11 protein-coding genes are annotated in these 18,330 nt (G+C 62.3%); all 11 read right to left on the bottom strand.

All coding sequences use genetic code 11. The features are described 5' to 3' along the window. Positions 1–232 precede the first annotated feature (232 nt). Positions 233–1,324 (bottom strand): hypothetical protein, encoded by a 1,092-nt coding sequence (locus tag AB4048_RS22175; protein WP_442204151.1) that lies wholly within the window; start codon positions 1,322–1,324, stop codon positions 233–235. Then, entirely contained in the window at positions 1,309–4,194 is a 2,886-nt protein-coding gene (locus AB4048_RS22170) for an nSTAND1 domain-containing NTPase (protein ID WP_442204150.1), read from the bottom strand. Before AB4048_RS22170 ends, AB4048_RS22175 begins: the two co-directional genes overlap by 16 nt. Before the next feature lie 9 nt (positions 4,195–4,203). Then, the gene (locus AB4048_RS22165; RefSeq protein ID WP_442204149.1) at positions 4,204–5,304 is read right to left on the bottom strand and encodes a hypothetical protein; all 1,101 of its coding nucleotides are present in this window, start codon (positions 5,302–5,304) and stop codon (positions 4,204–4,206) included. A 306-nt stretch (positions 5,305–5,610) separates the two neighbouring features. Next, positions 5,611–6,996: a hypothetical protein gene (locus tag AB4048_RS22160; RefSeq protein ID WP_442204148.1), complete on the bottom strand. Its 1,386-nt coding sequence runs from the start codon at positions 6,994–6,996 to the stop codon at positions 5,611–5,613. Beyond that, complete coding sequence (locus tag AB4048_RS22155) at positions 6,993–9,842, bottom strand: peroxidase family protein (protein ID WP_442204147.1); 2,850 nt, start codon at positions 9,840–9,842, stop codon at positions 6,993–6,995. The genes AB4048_RS22160 and AB4048_RS22155 overlap by 4 nt, the downstream gene beginning before the upstream one ends. A gap of 135 nt (positions 9,843–9,977) precedes the next feature. After that, positions 9,978–11,696, bottom strand: coding sequence for a thiamine pyrophosphate-binding protein (locus AB4048_RS22150; protein ID WP_442204146.1), 1,719 nt, complete (start codon positions 11,694–11,696; stop codon positions 9,978–9,980). Between the two features lie 324 nt (positions 11,697–12,020). Beyond that, positions 12,021–12,422, bottom strand: a complete 402-nt coding sequence (locus AB4048_RS22145) for a Pepco domain-containing protein (RefSeq protein ID WP_442204145.1) — start codon at positions 12,420–12,422, stop codon at positions 12,021–12,023. A 20-nt stretch (positions 12,423–12,442) separates the two neighbouring features. After that, positions 12,443–14,488: an SUMF1/EgtB/PvdO family nonheme iron enzyme gene (locus tag AB4048_RS22140; RefSeq protein WP_442204144.1), complete on the bottom strand. Its 2,046-nt coding sequence runs from the start codon at positions 14,486–14,488 to the stop codon at positions 12,443–12,445. A gap of 64 nt (positions 14,489–14,552) precedes the next feature. After that, complete coding sequence (locus AB4048_RS22135) at positions 14,553–15,026, bottom strand: hypothetical protein (RefSeq protein ID WP_442204143.1); 474 nt, start codon at positions 15,024–15,026, stop codon at positions 14,553–14,555. Between the two features lie 54 nt (positions 15,027–15,080). Beyond that, entirely contained in the window at positions 15,081–17,624 is a 2,544-nt protein-coding gene (locus AB4048_RS22130; protein WP_442204142.1) for a patatin-like phospholipase family protein, read from the bottom strand. A gap of 61 nt (positions 17,625–17,685) precedes the next feature. After that, a complete protein-coding gene (locus AB4048_RS22125) occupies positions 17,686–18,318 on the bottom strand; it encodes a hypothetical protein (RefSeq protein WP_442204141.1) in 633 nt (210 codons plus the stop codon). Between the last annotated feature and the right edge of the window lie 12 nt (positions 18,319–18,330).

The raw sequence follows: 18,330 nt of genomic DNA, 5'->3' as shown, positions 1-18,330 counted from the left end.
TCAGACTGCCGGCCGCGCCGCCGCGGCATTCACCTCCCCTGCCTTCGCCGCACGTTACGGTATCGGGCAGAGGCGCCGGCCTCCGCCTGCCCGCGAACGTCTCGCGAAACACTCCGGCGGCGGAAGCACGGGTAATGTAGGTATGGTTTCGGCCGATGTGTATGCCTGCGCGAAAATTTTTTTTCTGCACGTAAAAATCGCGGAACGCCGGTCCCGGTGCGGGTTCAGAACGCTATTCCAGATCCAGCACGGAGACCGCCCGATTGAGCCGCTGGCGTGCATCGGAAAGTTGAGGTGGCTTGGCGGCACCCATCTTGCGCACGTTTTCGGCAATCGCGCGCTTGGCCTTCAGGCTTTCCGTATACTTCGCAAACAGCTGGTCGGCCTCCGTCGCTGTTATATCCGGGCTGATGACCATCTGTTGGTAGAGCGACAGCAGATTGGCCTTCGCCTGTTTCCAGCTCTCGCCGCTGTCGTCGGCAAGGACGGCCGATTTCAGGGCCTGCTCGTAGAGTTCGTAGAACGGCAGCGTCGCTTCCTCGCCCCGCGAGGTGTGCCGCTGCAGCGTATAGAGCACGTAGTCCGCCGCGTCGTACGGCACCTTTGAGGCTCCGATCTCGCCCGTACGCAGGCGGCCACCGTCGATCCATAGGCCGCCGATCTCCTGCGGATCGCCGGAACTCAACACCGTCGCGGAGGAGCGCAAGCCCTGCAGACGATTGCCGTCGAGTTCGATCCGGTGTCCGACGACGGGTTCCGTATCGCCGAGGCCCATCAGGGACTCCACCCCGCCAAGGATCGTCTGGCCCATCTTCATCAATATCCCGGCATCGGCGGGAACACCGATCGCGGTGGAAATCTGCTCCACCAGGCGCAACAGTTCGCGCGCGGCACTATCGTGACGAACGCGGTAGAGCACGACGCTGATCTTGATACGGTCACCGCGGAACGGATACGGACCCACCACGCGCGTATCCTGCAGGACGACGCCAAGCGGCAGTTTGCCGAACTGGTTTTCCATCATCGACGGCCCGACCACCATCGGCACGAGCATCTTGTCGCCGCCATAGACGAACTCGCAGACGATCAGCACCGCCGGATCGTAGTTGGCCCACCAGCGGCGTCCCTCGGCAAGAAAGAGTTCGTTGATCTCGATCGAGAAATAATCCTGATCCCTGACGATCTCCTCGCCGACGGCCCCGCGCGGCAGGCAACGCTCGCTGGCAAAGGCCGCAATCGTCGGTATCGGTATCTTGCCGCCTTTCAGCAGCTGAAACAGATTGTCGAACTGCTGGAAGACGCCGGAGGTCAATAAAGTGGGCATGGCTGGTTCACCCGCTGGCCAAAGAGCGCGTTCATGTCGTCTTGCTTAAGTTCGGCGCTGCCGGAGATCGCGGCCACTCGGCAGGCTTCGTCGCGAAGAGACCCAAGCGGCAGCGCATCGAGCGCCTTCTGGCGATCCGGGGAGAGATCCCAAACCAGCACCCTGCTCTGACGCCCGCGAAAGCCCTTGCTTTCGGCGACCAGCAGCGAACCGTCGTCGCTGAACTTCAAGCGCATGGCGTCGTTGGCATCCGAGTAGAGGCCATCGGTGGTCTTTCCAAGCAACGGTTGCAGCTTGCCACCGAATTTACCCTCGCCGACCACGATGCCGGCCGTTGTCGGCCATGCCACGCGCCAGTCCCCACTCGGTCGCTCGACCGCCGCCATCAGCGGGCGCAGGTTGGGCCACGAGGTCGGCACGGAATTCGGCCAGTTTTCGAGCCGGATCGTCGGCGTCGGCCGCATCGGCGCCGAGCGGATGGCGAAAAGCTTCACCCAATCCTGCTCCTGGCGCATCGCCAGGAAGGCGCCGTCCGGCGAAAACGAGATGGAGCGGGCGAAATTGAGCCCGGTCTGCTGGTTCAACGGCGGCATTCGAGCGACGGCACCCCACACCGGCACCGGTTCCGACATATCGGCGACCAGTAGGGCCTCCGTCTCGTTGGCCTGGTCGGGAGCAAGCCTTGCGACGAACCCGGACGAGTCCGAGATCGTCGGGAAGTAGCGGCTCTCGCCCCTGCTCACCGTGATGTTGCCCGCCGCGCGGAAGGTGATCTCCTGACCGTGCTGCTCGCCTTTCACGAGGAGCAGGTTGAATGTCCCCTGCTTCAGGTTGGAAACGACCACCCGCAGCGAGCCGCCGGCGATATCGACGAAGGGCGGCGTTCCCGTCAGAAATTCGGGCGGCAGCAATGTGGTGATGTCGAATGGCGCTACCCACTGCGTCCCGTTGTAGGCGTGCAGGAAGCCGTTCTTGTAGACGACCGGGTTGTCGAGCCCTTTGACGAACCCGACCGTTGCGGACGGGAATGGCGTCAGCGCCTTTTGATCGGTGATCTTGCCGAGGTTGCGCCTTTCATTCGATCCCGCAAAAGCCTGAACCACGACCGTTCCATCGGCCGACAGGTACGCGATCCGGCGAGAGGCGAGATCGAAGCCGGCCGCATCGGCCGTGCCCCCATATCTCGGAGCGCGCCACAGGACCTTGCGCAGCACCAGCTCGGCCGCATGCCTTTCCGGAAGCGGCATGAAGGATTTTGTCAGATCGAGCGTGGACATGAGGCCCAGCAGCTTGTCCGAAAATGTCGGTTCCCTCGATTCCTCGACAAGCGTGGTCACGCGTTTCAGAATGGTGTTCTGCGTGTTGAAGTGGTCGTAGAAGATCAAGCCGCCGGCGGTCAGCGCGATACAGGTGAAAATGCCGGCAAAGGTGGTCGCACGCGCCTTCATGCGCTTGCGCCATCGCTCGTTCTCACGTTCGGCGGCGGTCAGCTGGCCCTCATAGGTGTTCCAGGCCTCCGACCAGATGCAGAGCGATGCGGCAAGGGCATCGTGGCCGAGACTGTATTTGGGTTCGGCCTCGTCGACGCGCGAAAGGCTTGCGACTTTTCTCAAGAGCCGCCGTTCCGTCATGCGCGCTAGCGTCGCCTCGATATCTTCGGTGACCCCTTGCGCCTCCGCCGTCTGGACCATCGAACTTTCCCGCGCGATCAGCGTGGTCACGGATCCCGATCCCTGCCTGCCGGCGAGACTGGCAAGTACGTGGCGCCAGCGGACGATATGCTCGCGGGCGGGGTTGGGGTCGTCGCCCGGCAGCGCTTCGGCGATCGCGCTGTCGATATACTTCTCCATGAACCCTTGCGCATTGCCGACGCTGGTATAGTCGGCAGCAGTGATCACCGCGCGCTTCGCGCCAGTCACGACGTTGCGGTAAAGCGTTTCGCAAACGATCTGCAGCACCGGCAGCGGGCCGCTTTCACCGAACTGCGAAAGCAGGTCGTCCGCCAGCAGCTCGGGCACACCCTGTTCGAAGGTAAAGCCATAAACCGAACGCGGCGGGTTGGGCTCAACCTCCGTTCCGTCGAGCGTCGGACGCCGGATGACCGCCACGAGGCTCTCTCGGGTGTGTAGATCGCGCAGCAGATATTGCCGGAAGCCAATATCGGCATTCTCGACATTGGTGCGGGGAAGGATGCCGAGCGCATTGCTGAACCTGCCATAGAACTCCGTGCGCATCACGACGATGACTTTCAGCGGGAGGTTCTGGAAGCAGATCTCCTCGAGCATGTTGAAAAAGGCAAGCCGGCGATTGTCCTCGTCGGTGGGTGTTCCCGCGGAAAACACTTCCTCGCTCTGGTCGATCATCAATACCAGATGCGGCGTGAGCGCCATGGCGATCGCCGAAAGCGCCTCGACCACCTTTGCCGCCAGCAGTTCGCGATCCTTTTCCGCCGGTTGCGACAGGCGTTGCTTGGCGGCGGCGATATCCGGGGTCGCAAGCTTCGAAAGCTGCGGATCGCTTTGAAACGCCGCCCGCAGGACCTCATGGACCTGATAGACCGGGTCGTCGGTCGAGCGCACGAAGATCAGCTCCGACGCCTCATCGGTCAGAAAATAGAACGCGCCGTGCTGCTGCTTCAGCCAGGGCACGAGCCCGGCCCTGAGGAATGAGGATTTGCCCGCGCCGCTATTGCCGTGGAGAAGAAGGACGCGGGTCGAGAACTGGCCGAGCAGCATGCCGCAGTCACGGACGTCGAAATCGCGTTCCGTAAAAAGCGGCGCATCGCTTTCCCGAAAGAAATTCAGTCCCTTATAGGGCTGATCCGGCCATTGTATCGGTCTGGCGTCATACGCCGCCGCGCTCGAATCCATCTTTCCACATCACTCCGATGGTCTTGGAACTCTGAATTCTGGATTGGCATAGCAGGTGTAGAAGAGGCTGGTCGGGAACTTCTCCTGTTGCAGGCTCTCGAAGGCCTCGCCGACGCTGCGGCCGTTCTCGCAGATCTGTTTCATGAGCTCGATGCCGTAGCTTGCCGCGAAATTGTTCGCGACCTCCGCTTCGGTGCCGATGAACCCGTGGAAGCCCGGTCCCGACGTGACCTTGATGAAGCTGTCAAACAGCGGTCCCACGCCCGTTCGGCAGCCGTTCAGGACGCAAACGGTGTCGGAGGCGCCTTCGTGCTTCTTGAACAGGAAATTGAACTGCGCCGTGGTGATGCGGGTGTCGCCTTCCAAGACGATATCGTCGCCATCGCTGTGGCCGAAGACATAGATGATGGAGTTCTTGCCCTCGATGCTGCGCCATTTTTCCCGGCAGCCCGCCCAGGTCGTTACCTCGCCCACCTCTTCGGAAAGCAGCCTCGAGCAGGTGGTCTGCTCGTCCTGCGGCAGCACCCGCAGCGCGCTGTTGAAGAGGTCCTTGTTGAGCGCGTAGAGGAAGCGGAAAGTGTCGCGCTTCGACCGCGAGCAGCGAATGAGGTCGGTCACGGAATAACGGACATAGATCTTGAATATGCCGAGCCAGAAGTCGGAAAAATCGCTGATGGTCGTCGCGTCGGGTTGTCCCTGGGTATCGAGCTCGTAGGGATCCTTGCGGTAGAGGAACGCCCAGGGAATATGAACCGAGCCATCGGTGGAGACCGTCAGCTCGATCGGCTCGGTCGCCTCGGTGATGATCCTCTTCACCTGTGCGGCGGTTCCCGGATCGTTGTCGACGGGGCTGAAAACCTGATCGGCGAGCACAGCGCCGGCTTCCGCCAACTGTGGCAGCCAACGCCTGTGAAAGACCGGGCTATCGAGAGACTCTTGACGTATCTCAGTCGAGATCCCGTCCAATACCTCTCGAACGCTGTCGCTCGCCTGCTTCACAAGGCCAGCATCAACGAAATAATGCGCGGGGCTCCAGTACTTGCGGTCCGACCAAGCCATCTTGATCTTGTTCTGGCCACACAGCTCCATTGTCAGGTGAAGCGATTCCATCTTTCATCTCCCTTCAAAAGGTCGATCGCGCAAATGCGCATAAAGACGCGACTACAATTATGGAATCTATTAACAATTACTGCTGCAATCAGAAATGGTCAAGTTTTCCTGCCGTAACGCCATGCATAAATGACGATTAAGCATTTGAAATATAATAGCTACAAGGAATTAATCCGCGATCTTTTCTGCATCCCTAAGAAGCATAGCTGATCTGTATTTGACGATTTCTTGTGCACGCGCTGAGAGCAACGCCTTCCAAGCGTAATATATCGTGATAGTTCGATCATGACGCGCTCTCGAAAAGCCTTACCCGTGCCAATCGCGATGATGGTTGCGGTGAGCCTCGGTCACGCCGTTGCGGAAAAAGCGGTCGTAGTAGTCCAGTTCGACGTGATGCGCCTGCAGCCAGACGCCGGGAACATGGATTGCATCGCAATGGGCCGGAAAGCGACCATGCGTCTCGTAGATATACGTGCAGATGTCGCGCGCGCAGGCGATCACATCGTCGCTGTAGACGGCCGCCTCCGTCAGATAGCGCTTGCCGTAGTCGTCCTTGTAGATCTCCGCAAACAGCGCCTGGTCGTTGAAAAGACCGCTTTTGCCGAACTTCTCCTCGATGACGGCGGTGACCGCATCGGCCATCGAGTTGTAATAGGGCGGCGACATGCCCTTGATGAGATGCTCGCCCTTGAAGCGCAGCCCGATCGGGTTGCTGCGCAGGTTGGAATAGCGCGGCAACGGAACCTGCCATCGCAGGATATCCATCAAGCGCCAGCGCGGCGTCACCACGTCGAAGCCGAGCAGCGGCCCATAGGTTTTCAGGAATTTCGGGTCGCCAAGGAGAACCGGCGGGCTGATCGATCCGTGGATCCAGGCGCCGAGGCCCATGGCATCGGCGGTCAGAAACAGGTTCTGCAGCAAAAGATCGGCCTCGATCTGCGTGCGCAGCGAGCCGATGACGCCGAGCGGTATCTTGATGTCCTTGTTGAGAAAGCCTTTGTCGACCCATTTCTTCACGCCGGCCATCCGGTAGAAATTGCGGTCGTCGACGATCGCCGGCCGCGCCCCGTCCGGCTGCGTCAAGAGATACATCATGCCGTTGATGTATTGCCGCGACAGATCGACCACCGGCAGGAAGATCGTCGTTCCCGGCAGATTGGAGAGGAACCGGTTGGAATCGAGATAGGCCGGAAAGGCGCGCTTGCCCTCGGCGACGTCCAGGCGCTTGTCGAGGATGCGCACCTTTGCCTCGGCGGCTCGGCTAAGCAGCCGCTCGGCCGTCAACCCTCGTTCGCCGTCGGGCAGCGGCGGCAGCCGGCGGATGAAATAGGTGCCGCTGTCGTTGATCATGAAGAAATGCGTACCCTGCGCGTTGTCTGGACTGCCGGCGGTCCGCCCCTCCATGACCAGGTTGGGTTTCGCCATGATCGGCTGATGCGTCGCCGGATCCTCGAAGGGGCGATCCGGCATGGTGAGGCCTGTGGCGCCGGTCACCGCGATCAGCATCGCCTCTTCAATATCCGACAGGGGCTCGCGCTCATGCGGGGACTGGTAGCTCATCGTGCCGGCGAGAACCGTGCTGCCCTGGCTGACACGATGGGTCCGGCGTCGCCAGATCGCCTCGACCAGCGGCCTTTTCAGGAGCGCGTCGAGGCCCCGATGTCCGGTCGAGGAGGAAGGTGCGTCGGTCATGATGTCGTCCTATCCATGTCCTGCCTGTCGCCACCGGGAATGATCGGCCGCCAGGGCGCAAAGGCGCTCGCCGTGCGCGGCAGCATGGCGGCAAGGTCCGGGCAGTGACGCAGAATGAGGCTCGTCATGCCGTTGTTGGCGATCCAGTCGATGCCGAAAGGCGAATAGACCTCCGGGCGGAAATCGACCGTCAGGAAGCGATCGCTCTGAAGCCGGCGCGAAGCCATCAGGATGAAGATGCGGAAGGCCGTGTCGCTGAAGCCGAAACCGGTCGGCGCCGGCTCGGCGAAGAGGCCGACCACCGTATCGACGCGGTCGATGTCGCCGTAGATTTCCTTGAGCAGGCGCACGTCGTCCGGGTTGGTGGCAAGCTCCTCCCAGTGCTTGATGCGTGGCCTGTGCAGCCCGGCCCGGAAGTCGTTGTAGCGCGGCACCCCGCGGCGGCGCGTGCGCACTAGGTCGACTACGGAGAGGTCGATAAGCTCGTTGTTGCGCTCGAAAGCGGTGAGCGCGCGGGGGAAATTATGCAGCGCGATGGCGCCTGGATAGGCGGTGCCGAAGGAATAGAGCGTGTTTCGAAGGCCGTAGTCGCGCATGATATCGTCGGCGCCGGGCCCCTGGATATCCATGAAGCCCTTCTCGGCGATCTTCCGCCCGGTCTTATGATCGTAGAAGCAGTAGTCGTCAGGCAGAAGCGGATGCATGCGGTAGACGGTGACGAAATCCTCGGTCAACGAATAGGGCGCGCCGTGGTGATCGGGCATGGTCTTCGGAATGCCGGTGGCAGCATGCGCGTCGACCAGCCAAAGGCCGGCCTTGGTCAACCAGTCGTTGGCCGGCGGACCATTCCAGTTGCTGGAGAGGCCGACGTCGATCGCCTTGGTGGCGAGGATCGCCGGCGTCCATTCCACCGTATGGATCTTGGCGATCAGCGCCGAAACGATCAGCCGAGCGGTCTGGTAGACCCGCTCGTCGTCCCAGTTGCCATATAGGCGCCTCAGCTCGTCGCAGAGCAGGTTGTGCTCACGCGCAAAGAGCGTGTGCATGGCGCTCAGTCCCAGCCACCAGCTCTCGTTGAAGCCGGTTACCTCGAAACCGCGCACGTCGATCGGCAGATGGCCGTTGACGAGGCGGATCTTGGCGCCTTCCCGCAGAGCTTTCGCCTTGGTGCTGTCGGGGCCATAGACCTCCGAGCCGTCCCACCAGTGCGAAGCTGCGTTGCCGAAATAGATGGGTGGCTTGCCGTCGTAGCCGCCGATTTCCATGTTGCCGGCAATGCGCATGACGTCTTCGGCCTTGCCACCGACTTCGCTGATCCAGCTCATGCCGGTCGGCAGCGGCACCACCACATCCTTCTCGCCAAGCGGATGGCGCGCATGATTGACCCAGTCGTGCACCTGGAACTGGATCCAGGCGGCGGCGAGGATATTGAGCGACCGGGCAGGCACGAAAGCGTCGCGGTGCAGAAGCTGACGGGCGACGACGACCGGGTTCGGCGTATCGAACAGCTCCGGCGCGAAAACCGGCGTCAGATTGCGGCCGAAGGTCGACCCGACCGCACCCATCTTCGGTGACGACAAATCGTTGAACGTTCCGTCATAGGTGCGCACCTGCCGCTCGCCTTCGGCAATGGTGGACGGCGGCACGGGGCGGGCGACAGGCGGCGCCTCGGCAATATCGGTGGCGATCAGGTTTTTCTCGCGCAGCACGTATCGAAAGGCGTCGAGATTGAGCAGGCTAAGCCGCAGCGGCAGACGGTGCCATTCGATATATCGGTTGATGACGAGGAAGGACGAGCGCGCAAACCTCCCGAGCAACCTGTTGCGCAGCGGCACGGGCGTCTGCCAGCGAAAGCTGTGGCGATAGGCCGAGCCGGCGTCGTATACGGCCTTTCGCGCCCGGTTCAGATTGCCGAGCGGGCGGAAGGCATCGGTCGTATTCCACGGATTGAAGGCGAGTTCGTCGATGCGGCGCGCATCCGCGATCGCCTCGGCCACGCCGACCTTGGCCTTCCCGACACGCAATTCCGCGACCTTCACCGGCGGCGCGACCATCTCGGTCCACTCGACGGAGGTATCCTCGATCGGCGTCGATCTCGGATCGGCGAAGCGCTGGAGGCAGAGCTCGAAGCGTATATCGCCGGCCTCAAGACGCTTCGCAAGCTCTGTCGACAGGTAGGAGGGATCGGTTTCCGAAGGGTTCGGCGCGGGCGCCGCACCTGGAACCGGCCGGAAGAAATAGCGCACCGCCTGCTTTTCGCCCCAACAGATCGCCCCGCGGCTCCAGTAGCTCTCCAGCGCCAGACTGCGGATCTTGCGATTGCGTCCCGTCGTGACATTGCGGATCATTCGCATCGTTTCGGAGGGACCGAAGCTGAAGAGGAGGCCGATGATGCCGCAGAGCTGGCTGATGCGCCCGCCGGCGGTCGCCTTGGCGAAAGCCACGAACTGGCGGGCATCGCGCGCATGCGAAACCGGAAAATTGGTCGCCAGCAGATCGTGCTCTTCCTCATGCGAGACCTTGATGCGCACCGCCAGACCGCGCAGATCCGGCTTGTAGTCCGGCTGACCGAAACCGCTGGCGTTGGAGAGGCGCAGGATCGCCGGATAGGACCGGCCTGGCTGGGCGAACCCTACCCTCAGATCCTCCGGCAGATCGTTCTCGAAGATGAGCTCCGCATCGATGGACGCAAAGACGGCCTTGCTGTGGAAGGCTCGTTGAATTTCGGCCGCCTTCGCATGCGCGCGCGTCTTATACTGGACGCGCATCATATCCACCGCGAGGCGCTCGAACATCAACCGTTCGGCTTCGACGCCCCCCTGGTATGTCTCAGTCCACGCCGTCATCGTTCCCCTCCTTGAAGGCATCGAAGGAAGGCTTTGAGTGCTCTTCTTCGACAGGAATGCTGGCAACTTCGATGCGTCGCGAGGGACCTCGGGCGGGCGCTGCGCTCGCCTAGCCGTTCCCATCGCGATTTTGCCCTAAGGCGTTTGCTGTGGGCGCAAGCGATCCTCGATCATCTCGCCGATCCCCGCCAGGATACCCCTTGGCGACGGACTGTAGTGCGGCAGCGCGTGTCGCGTGATGTGGGCATCGATGATGACAGGCTTGCCGAGCGCCAGCGCCTGCTTGAACGCCGCCTCGAACTCCTCGATCGTCTCCACCCGATAGCCGCGCGCGCCGCAGGCCTCGGCAAAAGCGACGTAGTCCGGGTTGGGAAACTCGACGAGGCCAGTCTCACGGTAGGCTTGCAGCTGATAGAGCTTGATCAGCTTGAACTCGCTGTCGTTGAAGATGATCCAGATGGCCGGAAGATCGTACTGAACGGCCGTCAGCAGTTCGAAGCCCGACAAAAGATAGCAGCCGTCGCCGCAGCCGACGATCACCGGCCGGCCGGGATTGCCGCATTTGGCACCGAGCGCGCCGTTCACATGGCCCGCCATCGGTCCGAAACCACCGGGTTTCCGGAAGAACTGGCCAGGCGACAGTTCGAGGTAATAGCCGAGCCAGGCGAGATGGGCGCCCGCATCCGCAAGCACGATGGCATTGTCCGGCAGGTTGTGGGAGACGACCTGTGCGAGCCTTCCGGGGTGAAGCTTCTCCGAGAGCTCGATCACCCATTCGTCGTCATAGTCGCGATCGACGGGCGGCCTTGCGGCAACGGCGGCGGCGATCGGCCAGATCTCCTTGTTGAGAGCGGCAACGGCGCGTTTCGCATCGGCGATGATGGCGGCATCCGCCTTGTAGACCTTGTCGATCTCGACTTCGCTGATGTTGATGTGAATGAGCGTCTTTCCGTCGAGCAGGTCATCACGGAAATTGAACGTCGCGTGCTGGGCAAAGGAATTGCCGACGGCGAAGATGATATCGGCCGCCAGAAAGGCTTTCCGCGCCGCCTTGTGCCCGCTGTCGCAGAACACGCCGACCGATAGCGGATGGCCTTCTGAAATGACGCCCTTTCCATCAAGGGTGGTCGCGAACGGTATCTGGTAGCGTTCGACGAGCGCCGTAAGTTCGGGGCCCGCGCCGCTCCGGACCGCGCCGAAGCCGATCAGCGCCAGGATCTTCTTGCCCCGCGCCACGGCATCGGCGAGAAGAGCCGCCACCTCGCTCACACGCTTCGGATCGGGCAAAGCCGGCTGCACTTGCAGATTGATGTCGTGGTAATTGTCGACACTGACGCCATGATGCGTGAGATTTTCCGGCACGTGAATGTGGACAGGCCCCGGTCGGCCGTTGAAGGCGAGGTTGACCGCCTCTTCGACGACGTCACAGGTCTTGGCGATATCCGTCAGCAGGAACGACTTCTTCGTCGTGGCGGCAAACATCGCCTGCGAGTCGGGGGTGCGGTTGACGCCGGACGTTTCGTTGAGCGCGCCTTTCCCCTTCCAGTCCAGCGAGGAATAGCCGGAGACGGCAAGCACCGGATAAGAATCCGACATCGCAACCGCCAGGCCAGAGAAGAGATTGAAGGCGCCGGGACCAGCGGTTGCAAAGCAGAAGCCGAGTTTGTCGGTGCACATGGCATAGCCGCAGGCCATGAAGGATGCCGCCTGCTCGTGACGCGTGATCACCGGCTTTATGGTCGCGGAATGCTTCAGCGCAATCATCAGCCCGGCCGCGTTTTCGCCCGCGCCGCCGAAGGCGGCACCGACGCCGACCCCCTCAAGTGCCTTCACGATCGCCTCGTAGACCCTCATCGAGAATGCCCTCCAAACAGGTTGACTGCCGAGACTATTTCTCAACCGAATTACGCATGCGCAGCGCGAGAACCCCAATAGGTCAAGCCGATTCTCGCCTCATATCGAGCAATTCAAGCATCTAATAAATCATTGAAAAATAGATATAGGCGGAGATCAAGTTCATCATCTCCGATAGCCCAACGCACCGTCATCCAGTGTCGCGCATTTCACTGGAGACTTCAACCTCAGATTACTCTAAATGATTAGGACCATAAGCTCGGACACCGTGAGAGTGCTTCAAGAACTCGCGCTATCCAGGTGCGCGCTAAACGGAAATTCCTGTCAGGATTTGGCGCCCGGCTCAAGGACTGCCGCAGCGTTGCCCGACTTCGTCTCCGGCTTTGCCGCCCGCTTGAAGGTGAGTTTTATGGCGCCGCGCCCGCCCGCCTTGCCGCCGGTCCCCAGGATGCTGATCTGCCCTTCCGAGCTGATCTCGACGCTGAGCTCTATCTGGTCGAGAGCCAGCGTCGGCCGATCGGTCGCCTGCGCGAAAACATACTGCACCACTTCAAGCAGGTTCGTCACCTGGTCACGCAATCCCTCGGCGCTGAGGCTGATCGTGCGGAAGCCGCCTTGCGCCAGACGGCTGCCGAAGCCGCCGCCCACGTCCTCGCTGCTGCGCGAACCCACATCGTTCGCGATCACCGGGGATGCGTCAGTTACAACAAAAATCTGCCTGTCCATCGCTTCATGGTCTCCAGTTTTCAGATTTCGCAAACAACCCTGAACCCCACGCGGCCCTCCCAGCCGAGGAACGTATCGTCCATCCGGTCACGATAGGCAGCGCGGCAGATTGCCGGATGATGGGACCACGATCCGCCCCGCAAGACGTGGACATCGGGACGCCCGCCGACATAGGGGCTGCCGTCACCCGGCAGGTCCTCGATCCGGTCGCTCCAATTGTCGAGGCAATGCTCCCAGACATTGCCATGCATCTCGAAAAGACCGAAGCGATTGGGCGGGAAGGATCGGACGGGCTTGGTGGACCCCGAAAAAGTGCCGGGCGGGCCGTCCCCATAGGCGCCGAGCGGATAGGTCATCCCATCGTATTCGAGGCTGGACACGTCCTTTCCGAAGCTCATCCCGCAGACCGCGCCGCCCGTGCCGCAATAGTTCGCAAGGGCGGGCGTCAATGTCGGTCCGTAGTGAAATGGCGTCGTGGTGCGCGCCCGACAGGCATATTCCCATTCCGCTTCGCTCGGCAGCCTGCAGCGCCGGCCCACAAGCTCGGAAAGCCGCGCGCAAAACTCCGTGGCATACTGCCAGCTCACCGTCTCGACCGGCAGATCGGCGCCCTTGAACGAGGCGGGGTCGAGAGGAAGCGGCAGGCGCACCTGCGCCGGATGCCGAGCAAGAACGGCTGCCCATTGCGCTTGCGTGACCGCCGTACGGCCAAGAGCAAAACGCCTGATCCGCATGAACACCGGTCCCTCGCCGTCGCGACGGAACGGTTCGCTGCTCGCAGAGCCCATGGTGAACTCGCCTGCCGGAACCACGCTGAAATCGATGGCAGCGGTCGCGTCGATCGGGTGGGTGAAATAGTCGACGCTCTGCTGCGCGACGGGCTCGGGATCGCCCACGCTGTCGACGGTCTGGATCTTGACCATCTCGGAACGGATCTGCGGCATCGAAGGTCTAAGCAGAGAGGGAACGGCGAGATAGGCGCCAACCCCGGCAAGACCGGCAGCCGCCGCGCCGCCCGCAACTATCATCTGCCGCCGCGATAGGGTGAAGTGTTTCCCTTCGTCCGTGTCGGTTTTTTCTTCGTGGTTCGGGCGGGCCTCGCGCCTGCCTTCTTCGGTTTCGGCCAGCGTTTGGGCCTGCTTGGCGGCCTGTTGTGCCTGTTCGATCTTCAGCGGCAGCCGCCGGACCGCGCCTCGCGCCTGGGCGTCGGTGGGATCGACGGCGATGATGCGCCACCATAGCTGCTCCGCAAGCGACAGATCGCCGGTTGCCTCGGCCTCGAGCGCCTGCAGCTTCAGCGGCTCGGTATCCTCCGGCAGGGCGAGCGCCGGCAGCAGAATGAAATGCCGCTTCGACAGCGGTTCGGCGAAGGTACAGGGCGTCTGCCGGGGCTTGGCGTGCAGGCGACAGATTTCCGGCACCCGGTTCTGCAGGTAGTTGTCGAGCCGCTCCACGGTCGCGCAATTGTGCTCGCCGTGCAGACGCAAGCCCTCCAGCAACCCGTAGGTAAAGGCGCCATGGCCGAGCTCGTCGACCTCGTAGGAGAATTCCGTGGCGCTGCAGGAGCTGATCGTCACGATCCCTCTTTGCCGTTCGAGGCCGACGCCCTGGCCATCGCGCGCACCGTCGTTGCGGCAGGCGTCGAGCAACAGGATGACGTTTTCCGCACCGCTGCCGCGCAGCCGCTCGACCACATGGCGCACCGGTATGCCGGTTTCGACGACATCGCCGGGATCGGCGTCGATCGGAAGCAGATAGTCCTGCTCGCGTTCCCGCCTGCCATGGCCCGCGAAGAAGAACCATAGATTGTCGCTCGGCTCGAGGAACGGCTGCTCGAATCGGACCCGCAGAAAACGCATGAGATTGCCGAAGGTCGGCCGCGACAGCAGTGGCTGGCCGAAGTCCGTTTGGATCGGCGGCGCGTCTTCGGCGAGAAAATAGACGGTCTTGAATGCGTTCTGGGAAAAGAAGGTGCTGATCGCCTCGGCATCCTGGCGCGCGAAACCGAGCGGCTTCAGATTGTCGTATCCGTTGATGCCGATGCAAACGGCCCAGTTCTCGTTCATCGCACCCCCGATCGTCTCCCTTGCCGCGCAGTGCGGCGAAAGCCTCGGCGACGATGACGAGACCTCAATTCATGCCGCCGCCGCCGGAACCGCCCATGCCGCCGCCGCCCGAGCCTCCCATGCCGCCGGAACTTCCCGAACTGCTGCCTGAGCTTCCCGAGTTGCTGCCGCCGCTATTGCCGGAACCTCCTGAGTTGCCGCTGCCGCGTCCTTGCGATCCGCCCATGCCGCCGCCACTTCTGCCCGATCCCATGCCGAAATCGCCCTGGCCGCGCGATCCGCCGCTCAGATTGCCGACCAAACCACCCAGCCAATCCGGAAGAGCGTTTGAGGCGGACGAGGGACACGCCCACAGCGACTTCGACTTGACCTGAACGCGCTTGCAGCCGGGATAGGGACGCGGCGTCGGCTTGCCGGTCGGCGTCATCGCATAGTAGTAGACGACATCTCTCGTCTGAGCGCCTGCAGGATACGGGTGTCCAACGCCACCTGTCAGCGCAAGCACTGCCGTTAGGGATGCCACACGTATCATGCGCATGATCGTTCCCCCAAAAGGACGCGAGAGAAGTATAAGAGAATATACCAGCGCTTGCTATGTTTTTGACGGATCATCGAGACGAGCACGGAAACAGGCGCGCATCGCCGTCGGCACGTTCAAAAGGCCGAGGGCGGCAATGACGTCATCGTTCCAGTTTGCCGGCGCCATCGCCGGCGTTGCGACATCGTCGTCCCCGCAGAAGAAGTTGCGGACCGCGTGGAAGGCAAGCGCGCGGTAGACCTCGAACTGCTCCTCGCTGAAGAACTGATCCAGCGTCGTTTCATGCGGAAATGTAGGGTTTCGCCGCTTGTAGTCGGCAATGTAGTCGTTCTCGTCACCGCTTAGCGAGGATTTGACGTAAAAGAGAATACCTTTTTCGTTCTCGCCGTAGTGGATGATGCCGACAGCCGCATGCGGACCCTTGGTCTTGGCCGCGGCACTTCCCTCGGAAGACGGTTCGCCGACGCTCAGCGTCTTTTTCTGGATGTCCCGCCATGGCAGTTCGATGCGGATGCCGAAATCGATGCGCGCCATCACCTGCAGCTTGACGAAGGCCTCGAACGTCATACTCGGATCGGCCTCCGCGTCGATTGCGACGATCACTTTGCATCGCCGGCGGAGGAGCTCGTAGATGCCGGTGTTCTCGATGTGGCCGCCGTCGGTCAGGTAGACGTTCAATTTCCTCTCGTCGAGAAGGCCGGCACTCTCGGTCGCGAAATACCACGTGCCGACATTCGACCACCAGCGCGCCCACGTCTTGCTCAGGCTCTTCAGCCGTCGCGGATTGGCGAGCCAATAGCCGAGCCGGACATTGAGGAGCGACAGGCTGAAGGTCAGGATCCGGACCGTGTGGTTTCCCATGTTGGCCGACGCCGCCGCCCCCGAAGTCGCCATCGCGGTCGCAAGGCTGAGCGAGGGAACGGCGCGCTCCATATCCTTGGTTTCGACGTAGCGGGTTGCCTCGCTGCCGATGAACAGCGGGCTGAAGATGAAGTTGTCGGCGTTGCGCCCCCGCTTGTTCAGATCCTTCGAGGCGATCAGGTTGATGGCGGTATTGACGAGAAGATAGGGCGAATAGGCAGCGCCCGCCCGCCACTCCTTCTTGCCGTCGAACTGCTTGAGGGAGGAGAACCTCCAGCGATCGACTTCGGTCGAAGGTCTGTTCTTGCTCAGTTGCAGGCGTTCGAAAAGGAAGGCGCGGCTGAGACGATCCCGATATAGCTGGTTGAGCGAATTGGAGTTGGGGCCGATGAACAGGCAGATGACGCCAAGGACCGCTGCCACCCATACATAGGTCGAACCGACGGCACCGATACGCCCGAAGACGGGAAGATGGGCGCTGATAAACCCCGCCCCGCCCGTCAACCATCCCGGCATCGAGGATGCGGCCGGCAGGTCCGCGTCGGTCCTCAGCGCCCAGAACGTCAGGTAAAGATAAGACACCCACAGCATCAACGGTACGACCAGCCCGGCGACGTAGAGCCCGATGCGGCTTCCGTATTTCTTCAGCGTCGCCGTCCAGCTCGCCTCGCCAAGCGCCGCCCTTGCGACATTGGCGAGCTTCTGTGCAAAGCCGATCAACACCAGCGCGGCGGGCAGGAGAACGGACGCGAGTGCCGGCAGCGCGTGCGCGATTGCAAGTGCAGCGCTCTTCACGACACCGTCCTTGAGTTCGGCGCTATCAACCGCATCGCCGCCTGGATGAAGCATGCCGCTGAGGATCAAAGGCTGCAGCTCGACGAAGGCAGCGACGATCACGACCGCGAGCAGGGCGCCGAGCCCAAGGGCCAGTCTCTCGCGCGTGATGAGCTTGCTCTTCTGGAACGTCAGCGACGTCGCGATGGCGCTCGCAAACATCAGCACCGCGCCGAGGATGGCCAGGTTGATCGTCAGCGTGAAGGCGCCGAGCCCGTCGATCGTCACCATCGGGACGCCGCTCAGCGGAATGCCCAGCACGTCAGCCGTGTCGAGATCGCTGACGCGCGGGTTGAAGAGAAGGGAGATCACCACCAACAACAACAGAGCCGGGAGCGTGATCAATAGATTGACGAGCAGGCCGCGAATGAGAAGCGCGCCGCTTGTCAGGTAGTCGATCACGCCGTTCGGGGCGAGGAAATTCGAGTAGTTCCTGAGATGCTTGGTCTCCTCCGTCTCCTGGGCATCGAGCTTGCTGGCAAAAGGGAAGGTATAGGGTTCCTGCATCATGCCGGAGACGATGGAAGTCCCGATATAGCCGCCCCCCGAAACCGTGGAGAGATAGTCGAAGGCATCGAAGACGCCCGGCTCGCCATCTCGCGGCAGTGAATCGAGCGCCTGCGAAGCCCCGAGGCAGAATGCGGCGGACCGGATGCCGCCGCCGGAAAAGGCAAGACCGGTCAAATTGCTCTCGGGCTGCATGCGCACCGTGCCGCGCCGGCTCGTCCCCGGTTCGGACGATAGCCGCGCTTCCTGCCGGGGGACGTGGAAGCGTTCGCTTGCCGCGGCGTTGGGCGCGATCGTCGGCCGGTTCGCTTCGACGGCGCCCCCGCCGATCGCCCGCCGCCTGAAATTGACGACGTCGAGTTCCTTTTCGAAGATCGTCTCGAAATCGAACGTCATGCAGCCCCCATCCGACTTGTTATACTTCCTTGGCGTCACCCTGTTTCCACAACGTCGCCGGCTACCCGCTCAGGAGAAGGATCGCCGCGGTCGCCACCAGCATCAGCGTCCAGATGACATCGACGTTGATCCACGCGCTCCGCAACACTTCGAGCCCGACGAAACGATAGACGACGACAGCCATGAGCGTGGTCACCGCCAACATCGCTGCGCTGTGCACGCCCACCGCCGCAAGTGTCATGGCCGCCGAGCCGCTGCCGCCGATTGCGCCGATCGGCGACGCCGTCAGGCAAAGCGGCATCAGCGCCGGCAGGATCATCAGCCCTGCCCCGTGCGCCGTCGCCATCAGAAAGGACCAGAGGGCAAGCCCCGCAAGTCCCGTGGTGAGCCCGATGCGAACGCGACGGCGATGGCCGTAGAGCTGATGCCAGCCAGCCCAGGCAAGGAGTGCGGCGGCAGCTCCGAACTTTACCGCCTGCTGGTCGATGAGAACGCCGACCAGGACGATGGCGCTCGCGACCGCCAGGATCGAGACGGCATGACCGAGCGCGATCACCGGCACCGCCTGCACGACGGCCATGGGGCTTTTCCTGTGAACGCCGAGCGCCACCGCGAACAGCCAGCCCATGGCGGGATTGAGGCCATGAAAGGCCCCCAGTCCCGCAAGTAGCAGCCACGGCCAATACTCCTGCATCGCGCTATGCCC

Source organism: Rhizobium sp. RAF56, from assembly GCF_052113965.1.
Classification (GTDB): domain Bacteria; phylum Pseudomonadota; class Alphaproteobacteria; order Rhizobiales; family Rhizobiaceae; genus Rhizobium.
Note: the sequence above shows the minus strand (reverse complement) of the source record. Positions and strands in the feature narration are given on the sequence as shown.

Bases quoted from the DNA above. Each gene is read 5' to 3' on its own strand.
- AB4048_RS22175 (WP_442204151.1), bottom strand. From the start codon at position 1,324: ATGCCCACTTTATTGACCTCCGGCGTCTTCCAGCAGTTCGACAATCTG.
- AB4048_RS22170 (WP_442204150.1), bottom strand. From the start codon at position 4,194: ATGGATTCGAGCGCGGCGGCGTATGACGCCAGACCGATACAATGGCCG.
- AB4048_RS22165 (WP_442204149.1), bottom strand. From the start codon at position 5,304: ATGGAATCGCTTCACCTGACAATGGAGCTGTGTGGCCAGAACAAGATC.
- AB4048_RS22160 (WP_442204148.1), bottom strand. From the start codon at position 6,996: ATGACCGACGCACCTTCCTCCTCGACCGGACATCGGGGCCTCGACGCG.
- AB4048_RS22155 (WP_442204147.1), bottom strand. From the start codon at position 9,842: ATGACGGCGTGGACTGAGACATACCAGGGGGGCGTCGAAGCCGAACGG.
- AB4048_RS22150 (WP_442204146.1), bottom strand. From the start codon at position 11,696: ATGAGGGTCTACGAGGCGATCGTGAAGGCACTTGAGGGGGTCGGCGTC.
- AB4048_RS22145 (WP_442204145.1), bottom strand. From the start codon at position 12,422: ATGGACAGGCAGATTTTTGTTGTAACTGACGCATCCCCGGTGATCGCG.
- AB4048_RS22140 (WP_442204144.1), bottom strand. From the start codon at position 14,488: ATGAACGAGAACTGGGCCGTTTGCATCGGCATCAACGGATACGACAAT.
- AB4048_RS22135 (WP_442204143.1), bottom strand. From the start codon at position 15,026: ATGCGCATGATACGTGTGGCATCCCTAACGGCAGTGCTTGCGCTGACA.
- AB4048_RS22130 (WP_442204142.1), bottom strand. From the start codon at position 17,624: ATGACGTTCGATTTCGAGACGATCTTCGAAAAGGAACTCGACGTCGTC.
- AB4048_RS22125 (WP_442204141.1), bottom strand. From the start codon at position 18,318: ATGCAGGAGTATTGGCCGTGGCTGCTACTTGCGGGACTGGGGGCCTTT.